This window comes from Coleofasciculus sp. E2-BRE-01 (genome assembly GCF_040221695.1).
Lineage (GTDB): Bacteria > Cyanobacteriota > Cyanobacteriia > Cyanobacteriales > Coleofasciculaceae > Coleofasciculus.
Window position 1 is genome coordinate 1 of sequence record NZ_JAVKEA010000184.1, and the last position, 21655, is coordinate 21655.

Below are 21655 nucleotides of genomic sequence, written 5' to 3' on the forward strand. Positions count from 1 at the left end.
ACTACCGCCTGTGACCAATTCTGCTGCATCTGCCAGCGTACCTGAATCGGTTCACCCTTCGCCTTTTTCACCACATGAGCGCAAGTGAGAATCCATTCTGGAGCCACAAAAAAGCCTGTCCCCCAACCTCCGGGAAGGGAATGCTTCACCGTGCATTGTTGCAGCAGTGTCTCGACGCGACTAATGGTTTACGGCTGACGGGGTGACAAACTAAGTCAATGGTAGGCTGGGTATGGGGTATGGGGTGTGGGGTGTGGGGTAAATCGGTAAGGAACACAAAAGCCCATAAGAGGAGATAGGGTAAGGAGCAAGCACACCCTACACCCTACACCCTACACCCTACACCCAGTAGTACCTTCAAGTTCCTTGTCACCCCCTCAGCTTGATGGCAATAGTCGGAGGACATCCTTAGGGAGCTGCATAAAAATAAAGTACCAGTGAGGCAAGCTGAATTCATTAACTTAGCCAAGCTTCCTTGGTACATTATTTAAGTCGCAAGTCCCTTACTCAGTTGACACATGAAACCTATTCGCTCAAGCGATCCGCCTTCTACAATGAAAGCATCAGACCACATTCGAGGAGAACGTCATGGCAGCAGAGCGAGAATTTGATGATGCTCTACATGAAGCTGGCGTAGAGGCGGCTAATGTACTGAGAGAATTTCTGAAGAATCCACCAGAAGGAGGCGCTGAAAACGACGCTAACATCGTCAAAGTTAAAGTTGCGCTTCAGGTATTGGCGATCGCCAATGATCTACCCACTCCCCCATTTTTTATCGATTCGAGCAATCAAGCTTAAAATAGCCGGAAAATCAGTTCCTACAATTAATTGATAGACGTTTCGGCGGAACGTCTCTACCTTCTCCCGCCACACTTCGCAGACGTGAAGATCGCGGCGGGAGTTGTACAATCTAGCTTTGGCGACTTTTTCGATAGGGAATTTCAGAGTCAGTCAGGTTGGATTGGATAGGTTCGTAGTAACGGCAAGACTGACAAGGACCCTCTGGATTAACCGCACAACGCACAAGTTCAGAATTCGCATTATATTCACAACTCGCATCGCCCAGCACCCAGCGCCCATCAACCAAACTTTTCTCCGTCGGGCGCGGCGCCGATTGGACGTACAGGGCAATTTTGTGTAAACGATAACGCCCAGATTTTAGAAGATAGCGATGGCGACGCTCTAAAACAGCGTAGGTTTGACCGTTATAGTCAAGATAATTACCCGGTTGGGGAGTCCAATCTAATCGGATATTACCCAGACTCTGACGCGATTGCGTCAGGATTAGCTCTGCCGGAAGAGACTCTGGCTCCATAGTGATAGGTGTGATGATGACTACACTTGGATGGTATCGCAATCATTGTTGTCATTTGTCATTCGTCATTCGTCATTCGTCATTCGTCATTTGTCATTCGTCATTCGTCATTCGTCATTCGTTGACTCCCCCATCTTCCCATCTTCCCATCTTCCCATCTTCCCATCTTCCCATCTTTCCATCTCCCCCAGCTCCCTCATCTCCCCCAACTCCCCCGCGCCTCCGCTGGGGTGTGGGGTCTGACCCATATCCCTCAAATGGTTAGGATAGTTCATATTGGATAAAAGTGTTGATTTAATGCAACGATGAAAATTTCAGTGAGACTTATACCTGGTGCGCTATCTGATTTATTCGCTCAAGCTAGCAGTTCTGGTAAAATTACGCTCGCTGACCGATACGGATTAATGGCAGCATTGCTAGAAGAATCACTAACTGATGAAGAGAGAGACTCCCTAGAACGATTACTCCGCGCATTTCGCCGAGGGCGGATGAAGGTGGTCGATGAGATTTCTACACTAGGATACTAGAGATGTGCCATGGCACGTTTGTCATAGGTAAAGTCGAGGGAGGGTATTGCCCCTTGCCCCTCTCTGTTATCATTAATCGCTTTATTTCTACTTAAAGACTTGCGGCTTAATAATATACCAATCAAGCTTGGCTGAGTTGATGAATACAGCTTTCCTCACTGGTACTTTATTTTTACGCAGCTCCCTTAACCCAGAGAAGCGCCATTACTCATATTCGGTTGGGTGAAATTCGATTAAGAACAGGTTTTGTGGATTGGTTATCGGTTATGAACTCCTCTGGAGCGCGTCAATCCGCCCCGACAATAGTGTGACTTCACTCTTTTAGAATGGACAGAAAAAGAAGGTGCAGAGTTAGATTATTGACAAGTTGCTACGTGGCGGCTCGATTCGATTCCTTTCGGTTTAGTTGATAGTTATTTTCTACGACTTCCTATTTGCCACGTCTCTTTTCTTTAAGCCGATTCAACTTAATCAGGAGTCTTGGGGAATAGTATTTTGACCTTCCAATAATCTTAGATAGGAATAGGGTACAGATAGGGGCCAAGTAATTGTAGCCACAACGAAACAAACTCCACAGCTCAGTCTATCGTCTTCCGATAACGTATTATCTTCTTGTAAACAGGTAAACCACTTGTTTAACAAGCGCACCGCTACGACTAAGTAAAGACTAACTGAGCTAACTAGCATGATATGCAACATGATCAACCTACCTTAAAGAATTGTTGTTTCAGCGCTAACGGCTGGTTAAGTCCTTCGCTTTTTATCTAGTATACTGAACGATTTGCTTCTCAAAAGCCTATAGTACCTATATTTACACAATCTTCACTGTCGCATTTTTTCCTTAACTGTATCTTAATAAAGGGAGTTGTTATTCGTCGCCGTTTTGTGATACTCAGGTGAACTGAGTCTGGCAGTACGTGTCAAGCAGAGAAATGCAGTTCGCGATCGCGCCCAAATGAGCCATCTCATAGCCGTGGGTGTTTTGCGTCGGGAAACTCAAGCAGGCGGCGCGGGAAACATGACCAAACTTCATGGCAATAGACGCATCGCTGCCAAACCCACTAATTGTGGCAAGCTGTAAAGGAACACCAATCCCATTCGCCGCCTGTCGCATTTCCCAGTTGAGTCCTTCATCGTAAATCCCGTAGCCATCCTGAGACAACAGCACAGGTGCTTCCCCATCTTCAATCGGGTATTCTGAGGAGAGAGGGCAGATTTCTAGAGCGATTAAAGCATCAAGCGAGTGATTTTGGCTGAAATACAACGCTCCAATTGCGCCAACTTCTTCCTTCGCCGACGCCACTAAATAGGTATCCACAACCGGAGTTTTAACCTGTTCAGCAAGACTCAACAGAATAGCAACAGAGGCTTTGTTATCCAAGGTATAACTGGCAATGTAATCCTTGAGGCGTATGGGTCGCTTCCGGTGTTTACCCACAACCATGCGCGTTCCGGGGCGCACCCCAGCAGCGACAAGTTCAGCCAGAGTACATTTCGTTTCCACCCAAACCTCTTCCCAACGCAGGGGGGCGGTTTCCTGTTGTGCCTTTTGGGGAGATTCATGGGAAACATGACGTGATCCAAAGGAAAGAATACCACTCAGGGTTTGATTATCACCCAATAAATCGACAACGCCTTCCCCATAAACCCAGGGAAATGAGCCACCGAGTTTGCGGACTTGCACCTGTCCCTGTTCGTCTATGGATTTAACAATACCGCCAATTTCATCTTTATGGGCGGTAATGGCAATGGATCGCTCAGAGGTTTGACCCGGAATTTTAGCAATAATATTCCCGGCTCGATCCTGCCACGATTCAACCCCTAAGCCTTGCAATCGACTGATCAGAAGTTGATCAATTTCCCGTTCTGCACCACTAGGAGAATGATGCAGCACTAACTCTTCAATAGTATTAAATAAGTGGTCGTAATTTGAGGATGGCATGAAGGCGATAAACTCACGCAATAAAGGCGAATACTACTGACATAAGCTAGCTTCATTCGTAGTTGCGCTTGTAGTTGCGCTTGTAGTTGCGCTTTAGCGCCATCAACACCTCAGCGTTGACTATAAATCTATGGATGTATTACATCGATTTATAAAACGCTTACGTCAGTGCTATTCAGCTCAAATCAACCAACACCATAACATACTCATTCTCTATCGGCAATAACAAATAATTCAACATTGAAAGCAAGAGACGTTATTGATATCAGACACAAAATTACCATTCCTGTAGGGGCGGGTTTAAGGATTAATCTTTCTAGCGTGTGATAATTTAACAGGCAAAACCCGCCCTTCCTATCCCCTAACTGATCAGACAAATCAGGTGAGGCGTGAGAATCGTCCTGGTTAAGGTTCAGTGGTTGCCGTCTGGAAAAAGGATTGCGCCTCAAACCCTAACCCCTGTGCCAAAACTGAGTTAGGAAATTGCTGAATCCTTTGATTGTATTGTTGCACCGCCTGATTATAACGCATCCGTTCTACAGCAAGGCGATTTTCTGTCCCGGCTATTTCATACTGAAGGTTCGTAAATAATTGACCCGATTGTAACTGAGAATTATTGGCGGCATAGTCTTGAAAATGATTAATCGCGTCATTCACTTGTTCGACAGCCGCCACTTTTTGTTCTGGGGTATCCGCTTGTAAATAAGCCTGACGAGATTGCTGCAATAGAGACACGATTTTTTTTTCATGTTCGGTGTAAGCTTGAGTGACTCGAACTAAATTAGGAATCAAATCAGCACGTCGCTGCAGTTGATTTTCCACTTGCGCCCATTTAGCCTCAACCTGGGAAGCATGGCGAGAAAATGAGTTATATGTCCAGATACTCCAAACTCCACTAATCGCCAAAACACTTGCACCAACTATCGCCAAAACTCTTCGCTGTTTTTGTTGGCGTATTTTTCGCGATCGCACCTCTTGAATTGCCTGTTGAATAAACTCTCCTGGAATCTGAGCTTCTGAACCCGCTTGTATGAGTTCCGAGGCAGAGTAAGTTTGGCTGTTATTGGCATAATTGCGAGAGGCTAATTCCAAAACCTCTGGAACAATTTCTTCAGGTATTCCCCCGTTTAATTTATTCATGACTTGCTCCCATTTCAATCAACAATTTCATAAAATTACCAATCTCCACCTGCACCACCGCCGCCACTATCACCGCCACCAAAATCGCTACTACTGCTAGAACTGCTGTCACTTGAGCTGCTGTCACTTGAACTGCTGTGTGAAGTGGAAGGCAAACTTGGGATAGTTTCTATCTTCTCTTTGTAATAATCACAACATTTGCAGTCATCGATAATGCGAAGTTCACCCGTGCTATATTCAGTCGGAGATGTAATTGTTGTTGCACTGTGTTTCATTGTTAATTCTTGACATATTGGGCATTGTATGTAAGAACGAGAATCAACCACATAAGCCCGAATATGCATTAACGGCAACTGCATCTTCTGACTACAGGGACGACATTCCCAACCTTCAAATTTCACGCTACCTAAATTTCGAGCCACTTTTTCGGGTTTAGTGAGAGAGGCACGAACCAAGCTTGGCCGCACTCTTTTCAAGGGTGAACCACAATCGCTACAATGCCAAGATGGTGAAACGTAATATTTATTTGTTGCTAAGATGGCAAGTGGAAATCCAGTAACTACACTAAAAATGAACCAGCTAATTGCAAACTTTATATTAAATAATTTAAGAGAAATGACTACTAAGAATAGTCCCAGGGACAACGTAGCCAAAACTATACCCATATAAGCGATTAGATAAGCTTTCTGCTTAGGATTACTGACGCCATGGAGGCGCGATCGCCCCATGGGTTTGAGCAAAATTGGAGTACTAATTTTATTGAACTGGCGGTATCCTATCCATGACAATAGTATACCTCCCACACCGATTAACGCAATTGTGCCACGTCGAGTGGCACTTAGGGATATATCAGTAGAATTTGCTGACAAAGAATCAGTACTTTTACTCTGCAAAGTATTTATCAGTGCTTTCGTTCCCGCTAATACACCACCATCAAAGTCACCTTGTTTGAATCTGGGTGTGATCTGATTCTCAATGATGTTACCAAGTTTAGCATCCGGTAAAATTGGCTCAATCCCATAACCGGTTTCAATTTCAACGCGACGATCATCGACTGAAACCAAAAATAGTACACCATTATCTTCATCGGCTTTGCCAATTCCCCAATGATTAAATAACTCTGTTGTAAACGCTTTGGGTGAAGCTGATGGCGTTGTTTCTGCTACAGTCACTACAGCAATTTCTGTGCCATTTTTGGATTCTAACTCACTAATCATTTGATTAAGTTGAGTTTCTGTAGAATCACTGATAATATTTGCCATGTCCGTCACCCAAGTGCCATTGACTTGTTGCGGATTGGGAACATCCTGTATATTTAACGCATGACTCACACAAGGGAATAGGAGAAGCGCTAGACAAAATAGATTTGCTAAAATTAGGCGTTGAACTTTTATAACTTTCATAAGCATTTGTATCCAAAATTTGAAAAACTTAATTATGATGTGCTAGCTATTGATTGAAAACTGGAGAGGTATCAAGTCCGGATGTTGATTCAAATGTCGATGTCGTTTTGTTCAGGTCGTAATGACAACAAATTTGAGCAGAGGGCGACCCAACCTAATTGAATGGAATGGAGTGTTTAATTAATGCAAGCGGGTCGCCTCGCCACTCTGAACTACAGATGTTTTGGATTATTAATAAGGGGACAACTCGATCAAAAGAGGCTGCTTAGAAATCACCGCCAGCGCCACCACCGCCACTGTCACCGCCACCAAAACTACCACCACCGGAATCGCCGCCACCACTGTAGCCACCGCCACCATAGTCACCACCACTGTAGTCACCGCCCGTGTAACCGCCGCCTGTGTAACTACTACTTGAAGAACGGCGACGCGAGGAACGACGACTCGAAGAACTGCCATTACTATTGGCGACTAGAAAAATCACGACCGTTGGCACACCTAATAGTACGAGTAATGCCAGTAAAGCTTCTCCAGAGGATTTATAGATCTTAGATTGGGACTCTAAAGACGTAGTATTACTAGCGACTTCAGTATTCGTTTGAGCCGTCGGCAAATCGGAATTAATCGCATTGCTTTTATTTTCGGTGGCTTCACTAACAATTGCTGCTATTTCTTTTGCAAAACCGCTAGTCACGGGTTGCGAATTGGCAACGTTTTTAACCGTTAATGCTTGTGCGGCAAGGGGTGAAATAACTGTAAGACAAAATGGAACAGTCCAAAGTATCTGTTTGAGTTTAGGGGCAAAAGATTTCATGATTTCAATCTCCGAAAAAACTTGATGTTGATTGGGTTATGTGAGAACGCTTAAATTCTTGAATCTGCGTCGTCTGTCTCTTACTCGCTATTGAGTCTTGGCTTTTATGCGAGAGGTTGATTGTTGTAATATCTCTTTACAGCGTGATAGTGTCGATTAACTAACTTAAGGGTTAGTAGAAAGTGATGCGATCGCTGATGGCGAAGACAGCGCCACTACAAACCGATGATGTTAGATGTAAGAGTTTGTAGTCAGCGCTCAACTTGTTTATGGCACGCTTGGTGCAACTACGAACCAATATTGATTCCGTTTAGAAACCACCACCGCAACCGCCACCGCCACTGGAACCGCCGCCAAAGCCGCCACCACTAGAACCGCCACCGCTGCAACCGCCGCCACCAGTGGAACCGCCACCGCCGCCAAAGCCGCCACCACTGTAGCCACTGTAGCCACTACTCGAAGAACGATGACTACCAGAACGATAACTGCTAGAACTGCTATCGCTATTTAGGGCTAGTATCAGCACTCCAACAGGTACGCCCAATAGGATGAGTAGTGCCAGCAAAGCCTCGTTAGACGACTTATAAATATGCTCAGGAGATGTAGTATTACTCGCGACTACAGTACTCGTTTCAGTAACGACTGCTTTTGTTTCGTTGAATGTGCTTTCTTCAACGGTTAGGGCTTGGGCAGCCAGAGGGGAGAAAATGGTTAGACAAACTGGAACTGTCCAAATCATTTGTTTGAGTTGACGTGCCAAAGATTTCATTGTTTTAATCTCCGATAAACTGTTGATGTTGATGAGGTTATGGGGGAAATCTGTAATTTTTTGAAGCTGAGTTGTCTGTTTCTTATTCACGGTTAACTCCTTAGTTGTCTGCAAAAGGTAAATTTGAGAAATAATGTTGCACACATTTAGCAATCATCTGCTATCTAATTGAGGTAGTCAAAATCTGTAAGTCTTCAACCGGACATGATCTTATAAATCACTGCCACCAAAACTGCAACTACTAGAACCACCACTACTGATACCGCCATTGGAAGAACGCCTAGAATAACGATGCCTAGAATAACGGCGCCTGGAAGAACGGCTACGATTGCGATTGGCAACGAGTAGGACAATGATTCCAACAGGTACTCCTAAGAAGAGGAGTAATGATTGCAACGTTCCTCCAGAAAAGGTTTCTTCACTGGATAGTTGAGATGAAGATACAGCCGTCGTACTGTTGGTCGTTTTTCTATTCGTTTGGATGGTATCGGTTGTATTGACGTCATCGCCTAAGTGAACAACCAATGCTTTGGTTCCGGCTAATGTCCCGGTGTCAAAGTCACCTTGTTTAAAGGGTGGAGTAATTTTAGTTTTGATAATCTGACCCACCTGGGCATCGGGTAAAATCGGTTCGATACCATATCCGGTTTCAATCTCGACGCGGCGATCGCCTGTGGAAATCAAAAATAGTACACCGTTGTCTTCATCCGCTTTGCCAATCCCCCAGTGATTGAACAATTTAGTGGTAAATGCTTTGGGTGAGGCGGCGGGAGAGGTTTCAGGTACAGTCACCACTGCAATTTCTGTGCCATTTTCAATTTCCAACTCAGAAATCATCTGATTAAGCTGGCGTTCCGTATCCTGACTGAGAATATCTGCCATATCTGTTACCCAAGTGCCATTTCGCTGTTGAGGATTAGGAACCTCTTCGACGGTTAAGGCTTGAGCGGAAAGCGGTGAGAGGACAGTGAGACAGAAGGGAACTGCCCAAATTGCCTGTTTGATTTTAGTGGTTATCGTTTTCATAATGTATTTCCTCTAAACGTTGGAGTAAGTTCGCCATAGTCGTCAGGCTGCACCTGCTAAGACAGAATCAGTCTCCCCAGTATGAGATGAAGTGGGTGTCACCTCTGCCTCACATAAAAATGCGATCGCAGGCTTGTTAATGCACAGAGAGGACATTTGCGTGAGCGGCTGTCCCGGTTGGTGGATTTCTACATCCGTCAACACAATGAAATTTCGAGAATTATTGAGCATATCGGAGAGTCTAGAACGATAGCTGTTAGGAAGAGCAGAAACTGCCATATCACCGAATATTTGAACGTTATTTAGGGTTAAAATTTGGACTCTCATCGAATTCTTCCTCAAATTTCACTCATGCTGTCTGCTGACACCCTGACTATGGATCTGTTTGTTTTGCTCATTCTTGTGAGCTATTTATGTTATAGCCTCTTTAAGTGAGGCTTGTCAAGGGGGAAGTACAAGCTTTAAACAGCCTTAGGATTCAACGCCAAGCTAAAGCTCAACGTCCTATAAACACTACTGAATGGGAGTTTTAGTCGATTTAAACGATACAAAATGCCCTGGAAAGTGGAGGAATGTGAGGAATGTGAATAATGTGAGATATTGGTCAACGGCTACTTCAATACTGCAAGGCATAGAGAAGCCGGGTAGGGTAGTAGAGACGTTCCGGTGGAACGTCTGGAAGCCGGGGGAGTAGAGGAAGATAAAATCTTTAAATATCATTGAGGCTAACCATGGCAAACATCCCCAGCTTTACCCCTCAACCCACAGCCGATGGCTCATTCACCTTCTTTTCTGAAGCGTTTGGTGAATATTTCCACAGCACTCAAGGGGCAAAAACGGAAGCGTTGTTAAAATTTGTGGAACCTTGTCACTTGAAGCAAAAAGCCCAACAGCAGGTTGTGCGTCTGCTGGATGTCTGCTATGGCTTAGGCTACAATACAGCGGCGGCTTTAGAAACGATTTGGACGATTAACCCTAGATGCCAAGTTGAATTAGTCGCTCTGGAATTAGACCCGACTGTACCGCGAAGCGCGATCGCACATCATTTTCTCAGTAGCTGGAATCACCCGATTCCCGAACTCCTAGAGTGTCTGGTGACAACCTCACAAGTTAAAACGGATCAGCTTCAGGCACAACTTTATTTAGGCGATGCCAGAAAAAGCATCCAGCAATTGTCTCAGTTGAACTTTCAAGCTGATGCTATTTTTCTCGATCCCTTTTCTTCCCGTCGCTGTCCCCAATTATGGACGGTGGAATTTTTCCAGCATTTAGCTGAATGCTGTGCCAAAACAGGTAGACTAGCAACCTATTCCTGTGCGGCTGCTGTCCGTAGTGGCTTAATAACGGCTGGATTTAAGATTGGTCCGACACCCCCTGTCGGGGGACGACAACCGGGAACCGTGGCAAGTTTTGACGCTTCCACTCTACCCCCTCTCTCCGAGCGATCGCGTCAACATTTACAAACCCGTGCAGCTATCCCCTATCGTGATCCTCAACTTGCGGATCAGGCTGAGATTATTCTGCAACGGCGGCAAATTGAGCAGCAAGCCTCTACTCTCGAACCCACCTCCCACTGGCAAAAACGTTGGTCAGCAAAAGAGGGATGAGGGAGCTGGGGGAGCAGAGGGAGATGGGGGAGATAGGGGAGATGGGGGAGATGGGGGAGATGGGGGAGATGGGGGAGATGAGGGAGATGGGGGAGATAGGGGAGCAGGGGGTGAGAGGGATGATGAGGGAGATGAGGGAGATGGGGGAGATGGGGGAGATAGGGGAGCAGGGGGTGAGAGGGAGATGAGGGAGATGGGGGAGATGGGGGAGATGGGGAAGAATTGTAGAGACTTCTCCGGTGGAACATCTTTTGTAGGGGCGGGTTTTACCACTAACGTTTCGTTTTGACCCTGATATAACTAAACCCGCCCCGACCTCACCGTTCAATTATCACAAATGACGAATGACAAAGGACAAATGACCAATGACTAATGACTAATGACTAATCCCCCACAGGAACGCAGCAACACCGAGTAAACACAAGACACCAGATATCCCTGCTAAAGGATTATCTCCTATTCCCGTTATCCATATTGGTCCTTTTCTGGTATAAGAAATCAGTTTGGCTTCCTGGAGACAGGTTAATCCCCAAATCCAACCCGCATGAAGTCCCCAGGCTAACCCTAAACTCCCTTCATTCACGTACCGCGCTAGGACTAATACCATACCCATTAGCCACAATCCAGGAATTTGAGGGAGCGTCTGTTGCTGTTCCCAAATCAGATGTAATAGAGCAAAAATCAGACTTGATAGTACCGCCGCTATTGCCAGAGAATAGTCCTGTTGGAGTTCCGTCAGAAGGAACCCGCGAAACACTAATTCCTCGATTAATCCAATCCCTAGTCCTATTCCCCATATTGGCAGTCCAATCTGGGTCAATTGCTGCCAATTTTCTCCATGCCAATCCACCCAGCCTACTAGCCATTGTCCCGTAAAGCTGATTCCTAAACTCAAAATTGCCACGCCCAATCCCCCGACTAAGGATATCAAAATCCGCGTCGTCCAGTTCCAGCCATAGTCGGGAAACGATGTATCTTCTATCTGTGTTGCCCCCCAGATAATCAGGGGGGCAATGAGGTAAAGAACAGCGATGAATGGCAACTTTTGCTGTGCTGCCAAAGGCTTAGGAGGATACCATTTCAGTCGGGTTGCGATCGCGATGGCTAAAGGCAACCACAACGCAGACCAAGCCAGAAAAAAAACCGCGACTTTTACCAGCGCCGATGCGCTTATTAGCCAAATAATACACGGATTATCTGCCTGATCAAAAATAGCCATAAGCGCGATCGGCAAACGGTGAGGAGCTATAATTTTTACGCGGCTACTTTCATGCTGCCAAGGATGGATACTTTGCATAACCCATCCTTTTTAGCATGAACTGCCTCAAACCTCTGCGGCTTCTAATTCCTCTTCGGACGCCTCAGATGTATCCAGATCCACCTGCTTGAGATGGATATGCTTGTAGCCCAGTTTAATTTCAAACTCATCACCGGGCTTTAATCCCATTTCCTGAGTGTAGGTTGAGCCAATCACAATCTGACCATTTTTATGGACGCTGACGCGATATGTCGGTTCCCGACCACGACCATCTTTTGCTCCCTCTGGATCTAAGGGAACACCCTTCGCCGCTAATACCGCATCATAAAAATCAGTTAAGTTGACGCGGGTCTGACCTGTTTTACTTTCGGAGTAATAGCCACAGCGTTTTGCTGTTTCTCGCCGAGGCAAGTGAGAAAGCTCTTTTACTTTTTGAAGTAAGGCTTTCCCCGTTAATGCATTAGCTTGGGTCTCTGCCATAATTTCACAGACTATCCTTTATTTTTCAGGATGGTAAACGTCATTTGCTGCCAAGTGTATTTGGCTATATAAAAAATATATCGTTAAATCTCTGGTTTTGGTCAAGATTTTTTTGATCATTTATTAAAATTTCTAGGAATTTGAGCCATAAGGATTTTTCGGAGACGCCAAAGCCGCTTCTTAGGTTAAATTTTTAACCAAGATAGGACTCTGTGGCAAAAGATCGAACCTGAAGTATGTTCAGATCAGTGATCCATCTGCAGATTTGGCAGGTCATCTGGGAAAAATTTGACCAGACACAAGGGAGAGAGCATCTATCAGCAGAAAATCAACACTCCCAAGGATGAATGCTGAGTGACCGCCGATTGTCTTAGACTGTAGTCAGTTTGCTAAATATCGTGGCTAAATGCTCACGGACAAGTTGAGCGAGTGCCTTCTGGCAATATTTCTCATCTATATTTATGGGCGATCAGGAAATGAGGGGGTGATGCTCAATGGGTAGGTTGTGACTCCTGAGAAGGTGGTAATTTTCATATAGGTGTTGAGATACAAAGAGAGCATATCACTATGCAAGTTGCCTTTAAAATCATTCGACAGACTCAAAATACCTCCCCCACTATCGAGACTTACAAGCTGGATGTGGAGGAAGGAAACACAATTCTGGAGTGCCTGAATCGGATTAAGTGGGAGCAGGATGGAACGTTAGCGTTTCGCAAGAATTGCCGCAACACAATCTGTGGTAGCTGTGCGATGCGGATCAATGGTCGCTCCGCACTGGCTTGTAAAGAAAATGTGGGCAATGAATTGGCGCAGCTGCCCGAGCATAATCGTCCAGAGATTCCGGAAATCACAATTGCCCCCCTAGGTAATTTGCCCGTGATTAAGGATTTAGTCGTGGATATGCGGAGCTTTTGGGACAACTTAGAAGCGGTTGAACCCTACGTTAGCACAGCCGGACGAACCATTCCAGAACGGGAATTTTTACAAAGTCCCCAAGAGCGATCGCGCCTAGATCAGAATGGTAATTGTATCATGTGTGGCGCGTGTTATTCAGAATGTAATGCTCGCGAGGTTGATCCCACATTTGTTGGTCCTCACGCCCTCGCCAAAGCCCAACGTCTAGTCGCCGATTCTCGCGATACCGCCATAGAAAGTCGCCTGGAAAACTACAATCAAGGCACTAAGGGGGTGTGGGGATGTACCCGCTGTTTAATGTGTAACGCCGTTTGCCCAATGGATGTCGCCCCCATGGATCAAATCGGTAAAATTAAACAAGAAATTCTGACTCGCAAAGACAAGCAAGCCAGCCGCTCAATCCGCCATCGCAAAGTCTTAATTGATTTGGTCAAACAAGGAGGTTGGGTTGATGAGCGCAAATTTGGTATCCAGGTGGTGGCGAACTTCTTCCGAGATATTAAAGGAATGCTCAGTTTAAGTCCCCTCGGATTACGGATGCTCGCCCGTGGTAAATTCCCCCTAGGATTTGACGCCTCCGAAGACACCGCCCAAGTGCGATCGCTGATTGAATCCGTCCAAACCTTGAAATCTGAGACACCAGAGGAAGAAATTTTACCAAAATCATGACATCTCAAACACCCACCCCAGAAAAATCGACAACAGAAACCCCCAACCAACCCGAACCCGCTTTTGGGTGGACACCTTACGCCGAACAAATCAACGGACGGTTTGCCATGATCGCATTTGTGGCTTTATTGCTGATCGAGTTGATTACAGGTAAAGGTTTATTAGGCTGGTTGGGTTTGATTTAGTTATTCGTCATTGGTCATTGGTCATTTGTCCTTTGTCATTGGTCCTTTGTTAGGGAACAGGGAACAGGGAACAGGGAACAGGGAACAGGGAACAGGATAGTGTAGAGACGTAGCATGCTACGTCTCTACACCCCCATCTCCCCGACACCCGACACCCGACACCCAACACCCAACACCCAACACCCAACACCCAACACCCAACACCCAACACCCAACACCCAACACCCATCTCCCCGACACCCGACACCCGACACCCGACACCCAACACCCAACACCCGACACCCTGACTCATCACCAACGAGAATCTCGCGTCACTGAATTTCTGCCAATCGCCACCGCCCGTAAATTGTATGATCCGGTTTGTCCGGCTTCATAAGCGTTTGCCATTAATAAATAGATCCCATCCCTGGGTAAAATCACAGATAATCGGGCATTAGTACCACCACCGCTATCATCATCTTGGGCTAAATCATTACCATTGGGATCAAGCAAAATTAAATAAGAATCGATTTCCCCACTGGTCATATCAATTTGTACCTGCTGACCCGCTCTGCCTTCAAAGGCATAGATGTCAAAAAAGCTGTTATCGTCCGCTAAAACATGACTTCCTTGACCCAGCCGACCGGGAATCACTGTACCATTGAGGGCTAAGGGTTGAGGGGGACGATCAGTTGGAGAGGGGCTGGGCTGCTGCACCGTCTGGGGCGCACGTCCATTGCGTACAGCCGCCAGAAACGGGCGAATTCTATCAATGCTAATCGCAAAACCAATTCCCAAATTCCCGCCGCTAGGACTGCCCAAAATCGCTGTATTCACCCCAATTAACTCACCTTGAGAGTTCAGTAGGGGTCCGCCAGAATTTCCTGGGTTAATTGTGGCATCGGTTTGAATTAAGCCCCGTTGTTGGTCAATGCGGCTAACAATCCCGACTGTAAACGTGCCTTGAAATCTGCCAAACGGATTGCCAATGGCAAATGCCCGTTGTCCAACTTGCACGGGACGAGGAGCCAGAGAAATCGTCGGTAAATTGCTAGGAGTGCGAATTTTGAGAACCGCTAAGTCTAGACCATTATCCCCAAACGCTACCACATCCGCGCTCAGGCGTCTGCCATCCGCTAGCGTTACCGTAACCGTCGGGGAACCTGCGACAACATGAGCATTGGTGAGGACTAATCCATCGGCGCTAATAATACTGCCACTGCCTGTACCTTCTACCGTATCAATGGAAACCACTGCCGGACTAGCTTGTTGATAAACCTGAATATTAATTTGTTCATCAATATCTTGAGCCACTGCCACTGTTGAGCCTAGCCAGAGATTCAGCCAGTCAATTGGTGCCGCCTGGAGAGTCGTAGCACCAATCGCAGTCACAGTAGCAAGGATTCCCGATATAGCAATAGGCAAGCGTTTGGTACTCATGGTTGATGGTCATTGAACCTCAAGGTCTAGTTTTATGGTGACTTATGCTCAAATCATTGATCAAAATTATGTGACAATTTCTGGGGATACACCGTAGGAAAAGCAGGGGAAGCAGGGGGAGCAGGGGGAGCAGGGGGAGCAGGGGAAGCAGGGGGAGCAGAGGAAGCAGGGGGAGCGGGGAGAGAAAGTTATATCTTTGAATGCAAGGTGATATTATCACTTAGGTTTTTTTCCTTAGAACTTTCTGCCTTGGAGTCTTTGGCTATATGTAACAGAGATCTACACCAAGGAAAGTGAGCTAGCTCCTATATGTGAGTCCAGCGAATGACGTAGCTTACTTCGCGAAAAGCTAGTATGACAAATGACAAATGACAAATGACAACTTATTCAGCGCAAGGTCTTAAGTTGAAGCTGCGCTTCATTATATTGATCAATTCTGCCGTTGTCGAGATGTTGCTTAGAGGCTTGCTCTAAGTCGTTAATCGCTTCCATTGTATTCCCTAGTTCAGCATGGGTTAATCCTCGACCAGAGTAAGCAAAGGCATTATTGGGATTAAGTTGAATGGCTTTGGTATAATCGTCTAGAGCGCCAGAGTTATCGCCAAACTTTCGGCGGACACGGGCGCGATTGGTGTAGGCGACGCTGTTGTTGGGATTGAGTCGAATGGCTTGGGTGTAATCTTCGAGCGCTCCTTGGTTATCACCTAATTTACGCCGAATTTCCCCACGATTAATGTAAGCATTCTCATAACTGGGTTCAATGCGAATTGATTGGCTGCAATCTTTGAGTGCTTTTTGATACTCTTTAAGATTTAAGTAGGCAATACAGCGATTGTTGTAAGCGATGTGGTTATTTGGGTTCTGAGTAATTGCCTCCGTACAATCTGCGATCGCGTCTCGATAGTTTCCTAGGTTAAACTTTGCCTGACAGCGATTTGTGTAAGCCATACTATCTGTAGGGTCAATCGCGATCGCCTGGGTATAATCGTCTACAGCCCCCTGATAGTCTGCCAAATGAAATCGGGTTCTGCCTCGATTGTAATAAGCCTTAGCATCATTGGGATTGTACTCAATGGCTTGAGTATAATCTGCCATGGCTTCTTGTTGATTACCCATCGCACTCAGCACTAATCCTCGTGCCGCGTAAGCTTGGGCATTTTGGGGATTGAGCTGAATTGCTTGATCGAGATCTGCGATCGCCGCTTTATACTGGTTCAGTTGGTAGTTGGTAATTCCTCGATGGTAGTACGCTTGAGCATCATTGGACTTTCGTTGAATTAATTCGGTAAAGTCTTCTACAGCGCCTTGCCAATCTTCCAAATCGTAACGGGCTAGTCCTCGCTGATAGTAAGCATTTGTATTACTGGGATCAAACTCGATAAGTTTAGTGTAGTCTTCTATAGCGGCTTGATGCGCTCCCAAATCATCGTAAGCTATTCCCCGATTCCCATAAGCTAATGGGTTGTTAGGATTAAGCTGAATTGATTCATCAAACGCCTCAATCGCGCCCTGCACATTACCACTTTTTAGGTGTTCCACTCCCTGTTCAAAAAACTCTTGTGCTTTTATCCGGTCTGGATTTTGTCTTAGCAGCCCCATTAATCCTAGCCCAATGGCTAAACTTATTACTCCCACCAAAATGGGCAAACGCCATCGCTTCAGTCTGGATTGATTAGCCGATTTCGGCAATGCTTTTTCGGGAAATATTTCCCAATTACCAGAATCAGCAATGGATGTTTGGGTCGAGGTGGATATCAGGGGAGATTCTACTTCGGGTTCAGGGGGTTTAGCTGCCAAGGTTAGCATTTCTTGAAACCGGATTAACCCTTGATCGTCCTTGGGCTGTTGACCGGATTTTTTCAACGTATTTAAGGGATGATCGGGAACAAATTCTTCGACTAGATAAAATTTTTTATTTTCGACAAAATAGTTTACAATTTCTGGATTTTGGTTGGTTTGTGCCAACCGTTCCAGGGTTTCAGATTTATGAGTCAAGAGAAATTGCAGCCGACGAAGTGCCTGAGGATTTTTTGTGGGCAACTTGAGTTGTCGAATCACGCAAACCGGGCAATCGGGATGGCGAGTATCGGCGGCTAGGTAAATTAATCCTGAGACACCTGAGCCTAAAATCCTGACAACGCGATAACGATTATTGAAAACCTGATCGATCATGGCAGCCTAGCACCTGGCTTATCGCCCTAAAGCATCCGTTCGGGGTCATTTTCAGTGTAGTCTGATCCCAAAAGGGAACGGGGAACAGGAAATAGTCAAGTGAGGGGGAGATGGGGTGAGAGGGTGAGGGGGAGATGAGGGAAACAGTAGTGCTTTTCGTCTCGCTATAAGTGCAAGCTTTTCACCCATTCAGGAGGTATGGATTGCACTTATAGGCGGCTTTAAACCCACTATAACTCTTGATAGATAAGGGTTTCCGGGTTGTGCAGCAATCCCTAGATATAACTGGACTACACCCTCTGTCTGGTTAAATCGAGGATTAACTCCGCTAACTGGGGAGTTGCGCCAAGGGGTTCACCGAACTCAAGTTGGAGTTGAGGGTATTGCTGTTGTAGATCAAAGACAGATTGCGCGATCGCGTCTGTAATTCCGCCAGCAAACAGAAAATAAGGCACAATGGCGATATGCTGATATCCAGCCTCCGCTAAAGTAGCGACTCGTTGACTGAGCGTTGGTTCGATTGACCAATAAGCGTCGATTGCGCCTAATTGTTGGGCTAAGGTGGCGACTGGCTGGTTACCACCAGGACGACGTGTGCCATGAGAGATTAGAATTTTAATCGGAGCATTTAGGGGTGGCTGTTGATTCACCAGCAGTTGTCCTAAATGGGGATGTACTCCGATATGAGGTTGCAGGTTGATGGTTAAATTTTCCCCTAACCGTTGTTGTGCGATCGCGACTTCTTCCGGGATATCCTCCATCACATGTACTCCCGGTAAGAGAAATAAGGGCAAAGCTTGGATCTGCGGGTAGCCAGTTCTTATCGCTTGAGTCGCAAACTGACAAATTTGTTCATGTAAGGATAGAGGTGCTAGTTCTAACGTGGCAGTTCCGACGCGAATCCTCAAGGCTTGACTTGCCTCACCTTGACTCGCTAACTGCTTTTGGAGTAACTGTGCCAATTCCTCTAGTCCTCGCTGAGGACGTGGATCTCGGCTTCCATGAGCAATAAGTAGATAAGCAGAGGAGCTAGGCAAGAGTCTTAATCGTTAATAGGGATTACGTAAACAATTGTATCGTCTGAAGTCGGAATTATGAATTCTAAGGTTCCTGTTGCCTATTCCCCAATCTCAATCATCAATTTTAATTTTGTCCGACTGACTACCTATCGGGGTGATTCAGATGGGGTTGTATCGACAGGAAGGAATTGTTCTGAATGTGGAAACACCGTCTAAAGGATTTCAATGGAAATTTAAACCCCCATCAATGGAAAAATATCATCAGTTGGCGAGAGTTAAAATTTGTCCAGTTACCGTATTTCATTCAATTTGGAAAATGGTCGATCATGGAGAGAATATATCACTTACCGCTCTGCAATAAAATATGGCAAAAGAATATGGAAAAGACACTGTATTGGAGCAATTAACCATGATTGAGCATCACTACTGGCTGTAGTATTCCAACTATTTCGCTCAACTCGTTGCCGCCGTTGATGTTCAATCGGACAAGTAAGCGATTAGCATTGAATCGTTTCTTTCTCTCGTTTCAGGAATGGTAATGAAGTGGGAGAAGAATGAGTGGAAACGTAATTCCAATTTCGCTCTTGACGATTACCTCCTTTACTCCGCAAGAAACCCACTAAGTTTTGCAAAAGTGATGGCGTAATCCCTTGTTTCTCTGACGCTTTAGACAACTGAGCGGGTAAAGGCTCAATTTCTTGAGTGGGCAAAATACCAGCCAACAGAGGTACTTCCTCAACTAAACCTACAGTCATCAGGGTAAATGCGACATGCTGCACTTGTTCAACGGGAACATTTAGTTCTTGTGCGATCGCAGACAACGAAACTGTCCCTTGCGATCGTTCCCATACTTGCTCCTCTAAAGGATACAAGCGATAAGCAGGACTACCCGCCATGATACTAGCTAATCCTGAATTTGGAGCAGGTAGTTTATCATGGAGATTATCCCAATTTTTCAGTAATCGCAACCCTCTCAATGTGGCTTCTGTCGCTGAGATGCTCAATCCCGTCATTTCTTTGGTGGGTATGGGAGCGTTTGGGATAAATTTAAACTGACCTTCCTTGAGTTCAAATAAAGTACACACTCGCTGCAATACCTGATTCTGAAAAAGCTGCTTTAAATGTTCGATTGACAAGATTCCGTGATGTTTGAGGCTCAACCCCAAGGGTTTATCAGTCGGACATAGCTGTACAAGTTTTGTTACTACGCGCTGGCTCACTCCCATCTGTTCAGCAATCAATTTCACTAAACCTTGATGATCTAATTGATCTGCTGCCGCCACAATACGTCCCTGGTAAACCCAAATGTAATAAATTGTGTTGAGTGGTGTGGGGTCTTCTGGCAATGCTCCTAGCGTCAACACTCCAGTTTTCTGTCCTTTCTCTAGAAACTGGAAAATTTCTGGTATTGAAAAGTCGGATAAGGAACTGGTAATCGACATAATTGTTGAATTGAACGCTACGCAGGATAATTTGCTCTACTACTAACGCATACTACGCTTTATTGGCTTAGTTCGTAAGGTTTCAGCCGCCTTGCTTTTCAATTCTTTACTAGCCGTGAGCAAATTGTCGGCTTTTTGTTATCTGCTATACGAAAATTTGGTGATTTGCCGCCAGGAACCTGGCATTTAGCGCTAAAGGTTTGCTCTAAAATACTAAAATTTGTTAAGCTATCGGCTCGGTCTTTATTCCTAAGTATCTATACCGACTCCCAAAAAGACAAAGGGGATTCCATGGTGCTATTGAGTCTATCATCTTAAATTGACGCTTATCCTGCTGGTGGACTATCTCCGTAAAATCACTGAATAATCATCTAAGATGTTAGCGATTGCTCACAATCTTCAATCTAAACAAAAATCACAAACTCTAACATTGTAAAAATTGATACAGTTAAATCCTTGAACTTGATCAGGACGACAGCCAGAGGGAATTACCAGTGCTTGCCGTGGAGGATCGAACCTGCCTGCGATCGCGCAGACTTGACAGTTTTACCGTATAGAGCAGAGATAACTCGGTTTCAAGATGGCGTACTCCCAACCATGCCCGTACACCATCAATGACAGTCCCTCTATAATAAGAGCCATTCTATCGTATCTCCTTAGCTAGAGGTATCGGATTAATAAAGTTGCTTTAATTAAAATTAATCCCTAAACAACAGTAATTTGAAGCATTAAAAGGTAGAGTTTGATGGCTAGCTCAATTGAATTTAAATTATTCGCCCCTTACAACAAAAGCGCTGTATTAAAGGGATGTTTCTCGGATTGGCAAGAGATCCAGATGGAGAAAGAAGAGGATGGTTATTTCCGTACCTCAGTTGAGCTTGAGGATGGCACTTACCAGTATAAGTTTCGCGTGCAATCTAAATCCTGGTTCTTGGAACCCGATCAATGGGTTGATGTCACCGATCCCTACGCGACAGGAGTGATTGATGACGAAACCCAGAATGGGGTGATGCGAATTAAGGATGGACAAAGGATTGTTGATACCTACACCTGGCAGCATGACGACACTCCCTTGCCTCAAAATCACGAATTAGTCATCTATGAAATGCACATTGGCGACTTTTCCGGTGGCGAAGATGATTCCTATCCACGCGGTCAATTCAAGCACGTTGTTGAGAAATATGCTCTCTATGGAGACAACATTGATTTCTTCTATGAAGATCCCGAAGCCAAGGTTCTGGGTTACATTCGCTGGAATGATGAAGGATCTCAGCTAATTATCATTGCCAATTTTTCGGATAACTTCTTGGAGGGATACGCTGTTTCGCAAATTCCGGAGTCGGGAACTTGGCACGAGTGGACGAGGGACTATGATGTTGAAGTGGTTGAAGGCACGTTGGAATTGGACTTGGGAGAGTACGAAGCCAAGGTTTTAGTTTGGCAATGATATAGCGCTACGCGCTAGGCAACACCTCGGCTTCGCTCGGTGTGTCATAGGCAACACCTCGGACTTCGGCGTGAGCGCGGACCCCTGAGCCTGTCGAAGTTCAGTC

General features: G+C 45.5%; 24 protein-coding genes and 1 pseudogene. 9 read left to right on the forward strand and 16 right to left on the reverse strand.

Annotated elements, in window-relative coordinates; translation table 11 throughout:
• Positions 1-588: 588 nt before the first annotated feature.
• A complete protein-coding gene (locus RIG66_RS22415) occupies positions 589-798 on the forward strand; it encodes a hypothetical protein (protein ID WP_446380938.1) in 210 nt (69 codons plus the stop codon).
• A gap of 112 nt (positions 799-910) precedes the next feature.
• On the opposite strand, the gene RIG66_RS22420 is transcribed toward RIG66_RS22415, so the two are convergent.
• Positions 911-1315, reverse strand: a complete 405-nt coding sequence (locus RIG66_RS22420) for a DUF6464 family protein (RefSeq protein WP_446380939.1) — start codon at positions 1313-1315, stop codon at positions 911-913.
• Positions 1316-1620: 305 nt separating this feature from the next.
• Here RIG66_RS22420 and RIG66_RS22425 point away from each other — a divergent pair, with 305 nt between their 5' ends.
• A complete protein-coding gene (locus RIG66_RS22425; RefSeq protein ID WP_446380940.1) occupies positions 1621-1842 on the forward strand; it encodes a hypothetical protein in 222 nt (73 codons plus the stop codon).
• 471 nt (positions 1843-2313) lie between these two features.
• On the opposite strand, the gene RIG66_RS22430 is transcribed toward RIG66_RS22425, so the two are convergent.
• The 8 genes from RIG66_RS22430 to RIG66_RS22465 all read right to left on the reverse strand — a co-directional run bounded on the left by RIG66_RS22430 (position 2314) and on the right by RIG66_RS22465 (position 9263).
• A complete protein-coding gene (locus RIG66_RS22430) occupies positions 2314-2541 on the reverse strand; it encodes a hypothetical protein (protein WP_446380941.1) in 228 nt (75 codons plus the stop codon).
• 193 nt (positions 2542-2734) lie between these two features.
• Complete coding sequence (locus tag RIG66_RS22435) at positions 2735-3784, reverse strand: M42 family metallopeptidase (RefSeq protein ID WP_446380942.1); 1050 nt, start codon at positions 3782-3784, stop codon at positions 2735-2737.
• Positions 3785-4189: 405 nt separating this feature from the next.
• Positions 4190-4924 (reverse strand): LemA family protein, encoded by a 735-nt coding sequence (locus tag RIG66_RS22440; RefSeq protein ID WP_446380943.1) that lies wholly within the window; start codon positions 4922-4924, stop codon positions 4190-4192.
• A 35-nt stretch (positions 4925-4959) separates the two neighbouring features.
• Positions 4960-6327: a TPM domain-containing protein gene (locus RIG66_RS22445; protein ID WP_446380944.1), complete on the reverse strand. Its 1368-nt coding sequence runs from the start codon at positions 6325-6327 to the stop codon at positions 4960-4962.
• Positions 6328-6592: 265 nt separating this feature from the next.
• Positions 6593-7141 carry a hypothetical protein gene (locus RIG66_RS22450; RefSeq protein WP_446380945.1) on the reverse strand — a complete coding sequence of 183 codons (549 nt, stop codon included), beginning with the start codon at positions 7139-7141 and terminating at the stop codon, positions 6593-6595.
• A gap of 310 nt (positions 7142-7451) precedes the next feature.
• Complete coding sequence (locus RIG66_RS22455) at positions 7452-8000, reverse strand: hypothetical protein (protein ID WP_446380946.1); 549 nt, start codon at positions 7998-8000, stop codon at positions 7452-7454.
• A gap of 120 nt (positions 8001-8120) precedes the next feature.
• A complete protein-coding gene (locus RIG66_RS22460) occupies positions 8121-8936 on the reverse strand; it encodes a TPM domain-containing protein (RefSeq protein ID WP_446380947.1) in 816 nt (271 codons plus the stop codon).
• Between the two features lie 42 nt (positions 8937-8978).
• Positions 8979-9263 carry a DUF6812 domain-containing protein gene (locus RIG66_RS22465; protein WP_446380948.1) on the reverse strand — a complete coding sequence of 95 codons (285 nt, stop codon included), beginning with the start codon at positions 9261-9263 and terminating at the stop codon, positions 8979-8981.
• Between the two features lie 404 nt (positions 9264-9667).
• Between RIG66_RS22465 and RIG66_RS22470 the strand changes: the two genes are divergently transcribed.
• Together RIG66_RS22470 and RIG66_RS22475 are read left to right on the forward strand one after the other, a co-directional pair.
• Positions 9668-10543, forward strand: a complete 876-nt coding sequence (locus tag RIG66_RS22470; RefSeq protein ID WP_446380949.1) for a tRNA (5-methylaminomethyl-2-thiouridine)(34)-methyltransferase MnmD — start codon at positions 9668-9670, stop codon at positions 10541-10543.
• Positions 10473-10832, forward strand: a complete 360-nt coding sequence (locus RIG66_RS22475; RefSeq protein WP_446380950.1) for a hypothetical protein — start codon at positions 10473-10475, stop codon at positions 10830-10832. Before RIG66_RS22470 ends, RIG66_RS22475 begins: the two co-directional genes overlap by 71 nt.
• An 87-nt stretch (positions 10833-10919) precedes the next feature.
• Here RIG66_RS22475 and RIG66_RS22480 read toward each other — a convergent pair whose 3' ends face one another.
• Complete coding sequence (locus RIG66_RS22480; protein ID WP_446380963.1) at positions 10920-11762, reverse strand: CPBP family intramembrane glutamic endopeptidase; 843 nt, start codon at positions 11760-11762, stop codon at positions 10920-10922.
• Positions 11763-11867: 105 nt separating this feature from the next.
• A complete protein-coding gene (locus RIG66_RS22485) occupies positions 11868-12281 on the reverse strand; it encodes an AbrB family transcriptional regulator (RefSeq protein WP_446380951.1) in 414 nt (137 codons plus the stop codon).
• Positions 12282-12848: 567 nt separating this feature from the next.
• Between RIG66_RS22485 and RIG66_RS22490 the strand changes: the two genes are divergently transcribed.
• Positions 12849-13865 (forward strand): succinate dehydrogenase/fumarate reductase iron-sulfur subunit, encoded by a 1017-nt coding sequence (locus RIG66_RS22490; RefSeq protein WP_446380952.1) that lies wholly within the window; start codon positions 12849-12851, stop codon positions 13863-13865.
• Entirely contained in the window at positions 13862-14050 is a 189-nt protein-coding gene (locus tag RIG66_RS22495) for a chlorophyll a/b-binding protein (RefSeq protein WP_446348078.1), read from the forward strand. Before RIG66_RS22490 ends, RIG66_RS22495 begins: the two co-directional genes overlap by 4 nt.
• A 117-nt stretch (positions 14051-14167) precedes the next feature.
• On the opposite strand, the gene RIG66_RS22500 is transcribed toward RIG66_RS22495, so the two are convergent.
• The 4 genes from RIG66_RS22500 to RIG66_RS22515 form a co-directional block, all read right to left on the reverse strand.
• The gene (locus tag RIG66_RS22500) at positions 14168-14332 is read right to left on the reverse strand and encodes a hypothetical protein (protein WP_446380953.1); all 165 of its coding nucleotides are present in this window, start codon (positions 14330-14332) and stop codon (positions 14168-14170) included.
• A gap of 9 nt (positions 14333-14341) precedes the next feature.
• Positions 14342-15469, reverse strand: a complete 1128-nt coding sequence (locus RIG66_RS22505; RefSeq protein WP_446380954.1) for a trypsin-like peptidase domain-containing protein — start codon at positions 15467-15469, stop codon at positions 14342-14344.
• 387 nt (positions 15470-15856) lie between these two features.
• Complete coding sequence (locus tag RIG66_RS22510; protein ID WP_446380955.1) at positions 15857-17641, reverse strand: tetratricopeptide repeat protein; 1785 nt, start codon at positions 17639-17641, stop codon at positions 15857-15859.
• Positions 17642-17931: 290 nt separating this feature from the next.
• Positions 17932-18678, reverse strand: coding sequence for a sirohydrochlorin chelatase (locus RIG66_RS22515; RefSeq protein WP_446380956.1), 747 nt, complete (start codon positions 18676-18678; stop codon positions 17932-17934).
• A 145-nt stretch (positions 18679-18823) separates the two neighbouring features.
• Here RIG66_RS22515 and RIG66_RS22520 point away from each other — a divergent pair, with 145 nt between their 5' ends.
• Positions 18824-19021, forward strand: coding sequence for a hypothetical protein (locus tag RIG66_RS22520; protein WP_446380957.1), 198 nt, complete (start codon positions 18824-18826; stop codon positions 19019-19021).
• Positions 19022-19157: 136 nt separating this feature from the next.
• Here the strand turns inward: RIG66_RS22520 and RIG66_RS22525 are convergent, their stop codons facing one another.
• Positions 19158-20102 carry a DUF4388 domain-containing protein gene (locus RIG66_RS22525; RefSeq protein WP_446380958.1) on the reverse strand — a complete coding sequence of 315 codons (945 nt, stop codon included), beginning with the start codon at positions 20100-20102 and terminating at the stop codon, positions 19158-19160.
• A 745-nt stretch (positions 20103-20847) separates the two neighbouring features.
• On the opposite strand from RIG66_RS22525, the pseudogene RIG66_RS22530 reads away from it, so the two are divergent.
• Together RIG66_RS22530 and RIG66_RS22535 are read left to right on the forward strand one after the other, a co-directional pair.
• Positions 20848-21282, forward strand: a pseudogene (locus RIG66_RS22530) (alpha-amylase family glycosyl hydrolase); the annotation flags it as partial.
• A gap of 21 nt (positions 21283-21303) precedes the next feature.
• The gene (locus RIG66_RS22535; protein ID WP_446380964.1) at positions 21304-21549 is read left to right on the forward strand and encodes an alpha amylase C-terminal domain-containing protein; all 246 of its coding nucleotides are present in this window, start codon (positions 21304-21306) and stop codon (positions 21547-21549) included.
• Positions 21550-21655: the final 106 nt, after the last annotated feature.

Bases quoted from the DNA above. Each gene is read 5' to 3' on its own strand.
- RIG66_RS22415 (WP_446380938.1), top strand. From the start codon at position 589: ATGGCAGCAGAGCGAGAATTTGATGATGCTCTACATGAAGCTGGCGTA.
- RIG66_RS22420 (WP_446380939.1), bottom strand. From the start codon at position 1,315: ATGGAGCCAGAGTCTCTTCCGGCAGAGCTAATCCTGACGCAATCGCGT.
- RIG66_RS22425 (WP_446380940.1), top strand. From the start codon at position 1,621: ATGAAAATTTCAGTGAGACTTATACCTGGTGCGCTATCTGATTTATTC.
- RIG66_RS22430 (WP_446380941.1), bottom strand. From the start codon at position 2,541: ATGTTGCATATCATGCTAGTTAGCTCAGTTAGTCTTTACTTAGTCGTA.
- RIG66_RS22435 (WP_446380942.1), bottom strand. From the start codon at position 3,784: ATGCCATCCTCAAATTACGACCACTTATTTAATACTATTGAAGAGTTA.
- RIG66_RS22440 (WP_446380943.1), bottom strand. From the start codon at position 4,924: ATGAATAAATTAAACGGGGGAATACCTGAAGAAATTGTTCCAGAGGTT.
- RIG66_RS22445 (WP_446380944.1), bottom strand. From the start codon at position 6,327: ATGAAAGTTATAAAAGTTCAACGCCTAATTTTAGCAAATCTATTTTGT.
- RIG66_RS22450 (WP_446380945.1), bottom strand. From the start codon at position 7,141: ATGAAATCTTTTGCCCCTAAACTCAAACAGATACTTTGGACTGTTCCA.
- RIG66_RS22460 (WP_446380947.1), bottom strand. From the start codon at position 8,936: ATGAAAACGATAACCACTAAAATCAAACAGGCAATTTGGGCAGTTCCC.
- RIG66_RS22465 (WP_446380948.1), bottom strand. From the start codon at position 9,263: ATGAGAGTCCAAATTTTAACCCTAAATAACGTTCAAATATTCGGTGAT.
- RIG66_RS22470 (WP_446380949.1), top strand. From the start codon at position 9,668: ATGGCAAACATCCCCAGCTTTACCCCTCAACCCACAGCCGATGGCTCA.
- RIG66_RS22480 (WP_446380963.1), bottom strand. From the start codon at position 11,762: ATGGCTATTTTTGATCAGGCAGATAATCCGTGTATTATTTGGCTAATA.
- RIG66_RS22485 (WP_446380951.1), bottom strand. From the start codon at position 12,281: ATGGCAGAGACCCAAGCTAATGCATTAACGGGGAAAGCCTTACTTCAA.
- RIG66_RS22490 (WP_446380952.1), top strand. From the start codon at position 12,849: ATGCAAGTTGCCTTTAAAATCATTCGACAGACTCAAAATACCTCCCCC.
- RIG66_RS22495 (WP_446348078.1), top strand. From the start codon at position 13,862: ATGACATCTCAAACACCCACCCCAGAAAAATCGACAACAGAAACCCCC.
- RIG66_RS22505 (WP_446380954.1), bottom strand. From the start codon at position 15,469: ATGAGTACCAAACGCTTGCCTATTGCTATATCGGGAATCCTTGCTACT.
- RIG66_RS22510 (WP_446380955.1), bottom strand. From the start codon at position 17,641: ATGATCGATCAGGTTTTCAATAATCGTTATCGCGTTGTCAGGATTTTA.
- RIG66_RS22520 (WP_446380957.1), top strand. From the start codon at position 18,824: ATGGGGTTGTATCGACAGGAAGGAATTGTTCTGAATGTGGAAACACCG.
- RIG66_RS22525 (WP_446380958.1), bottom strand. From the start codon at position 20,102: ATGTCGATTACCAGTTCCTTATCCGACTTTTCAATACCAGAAATTTTC.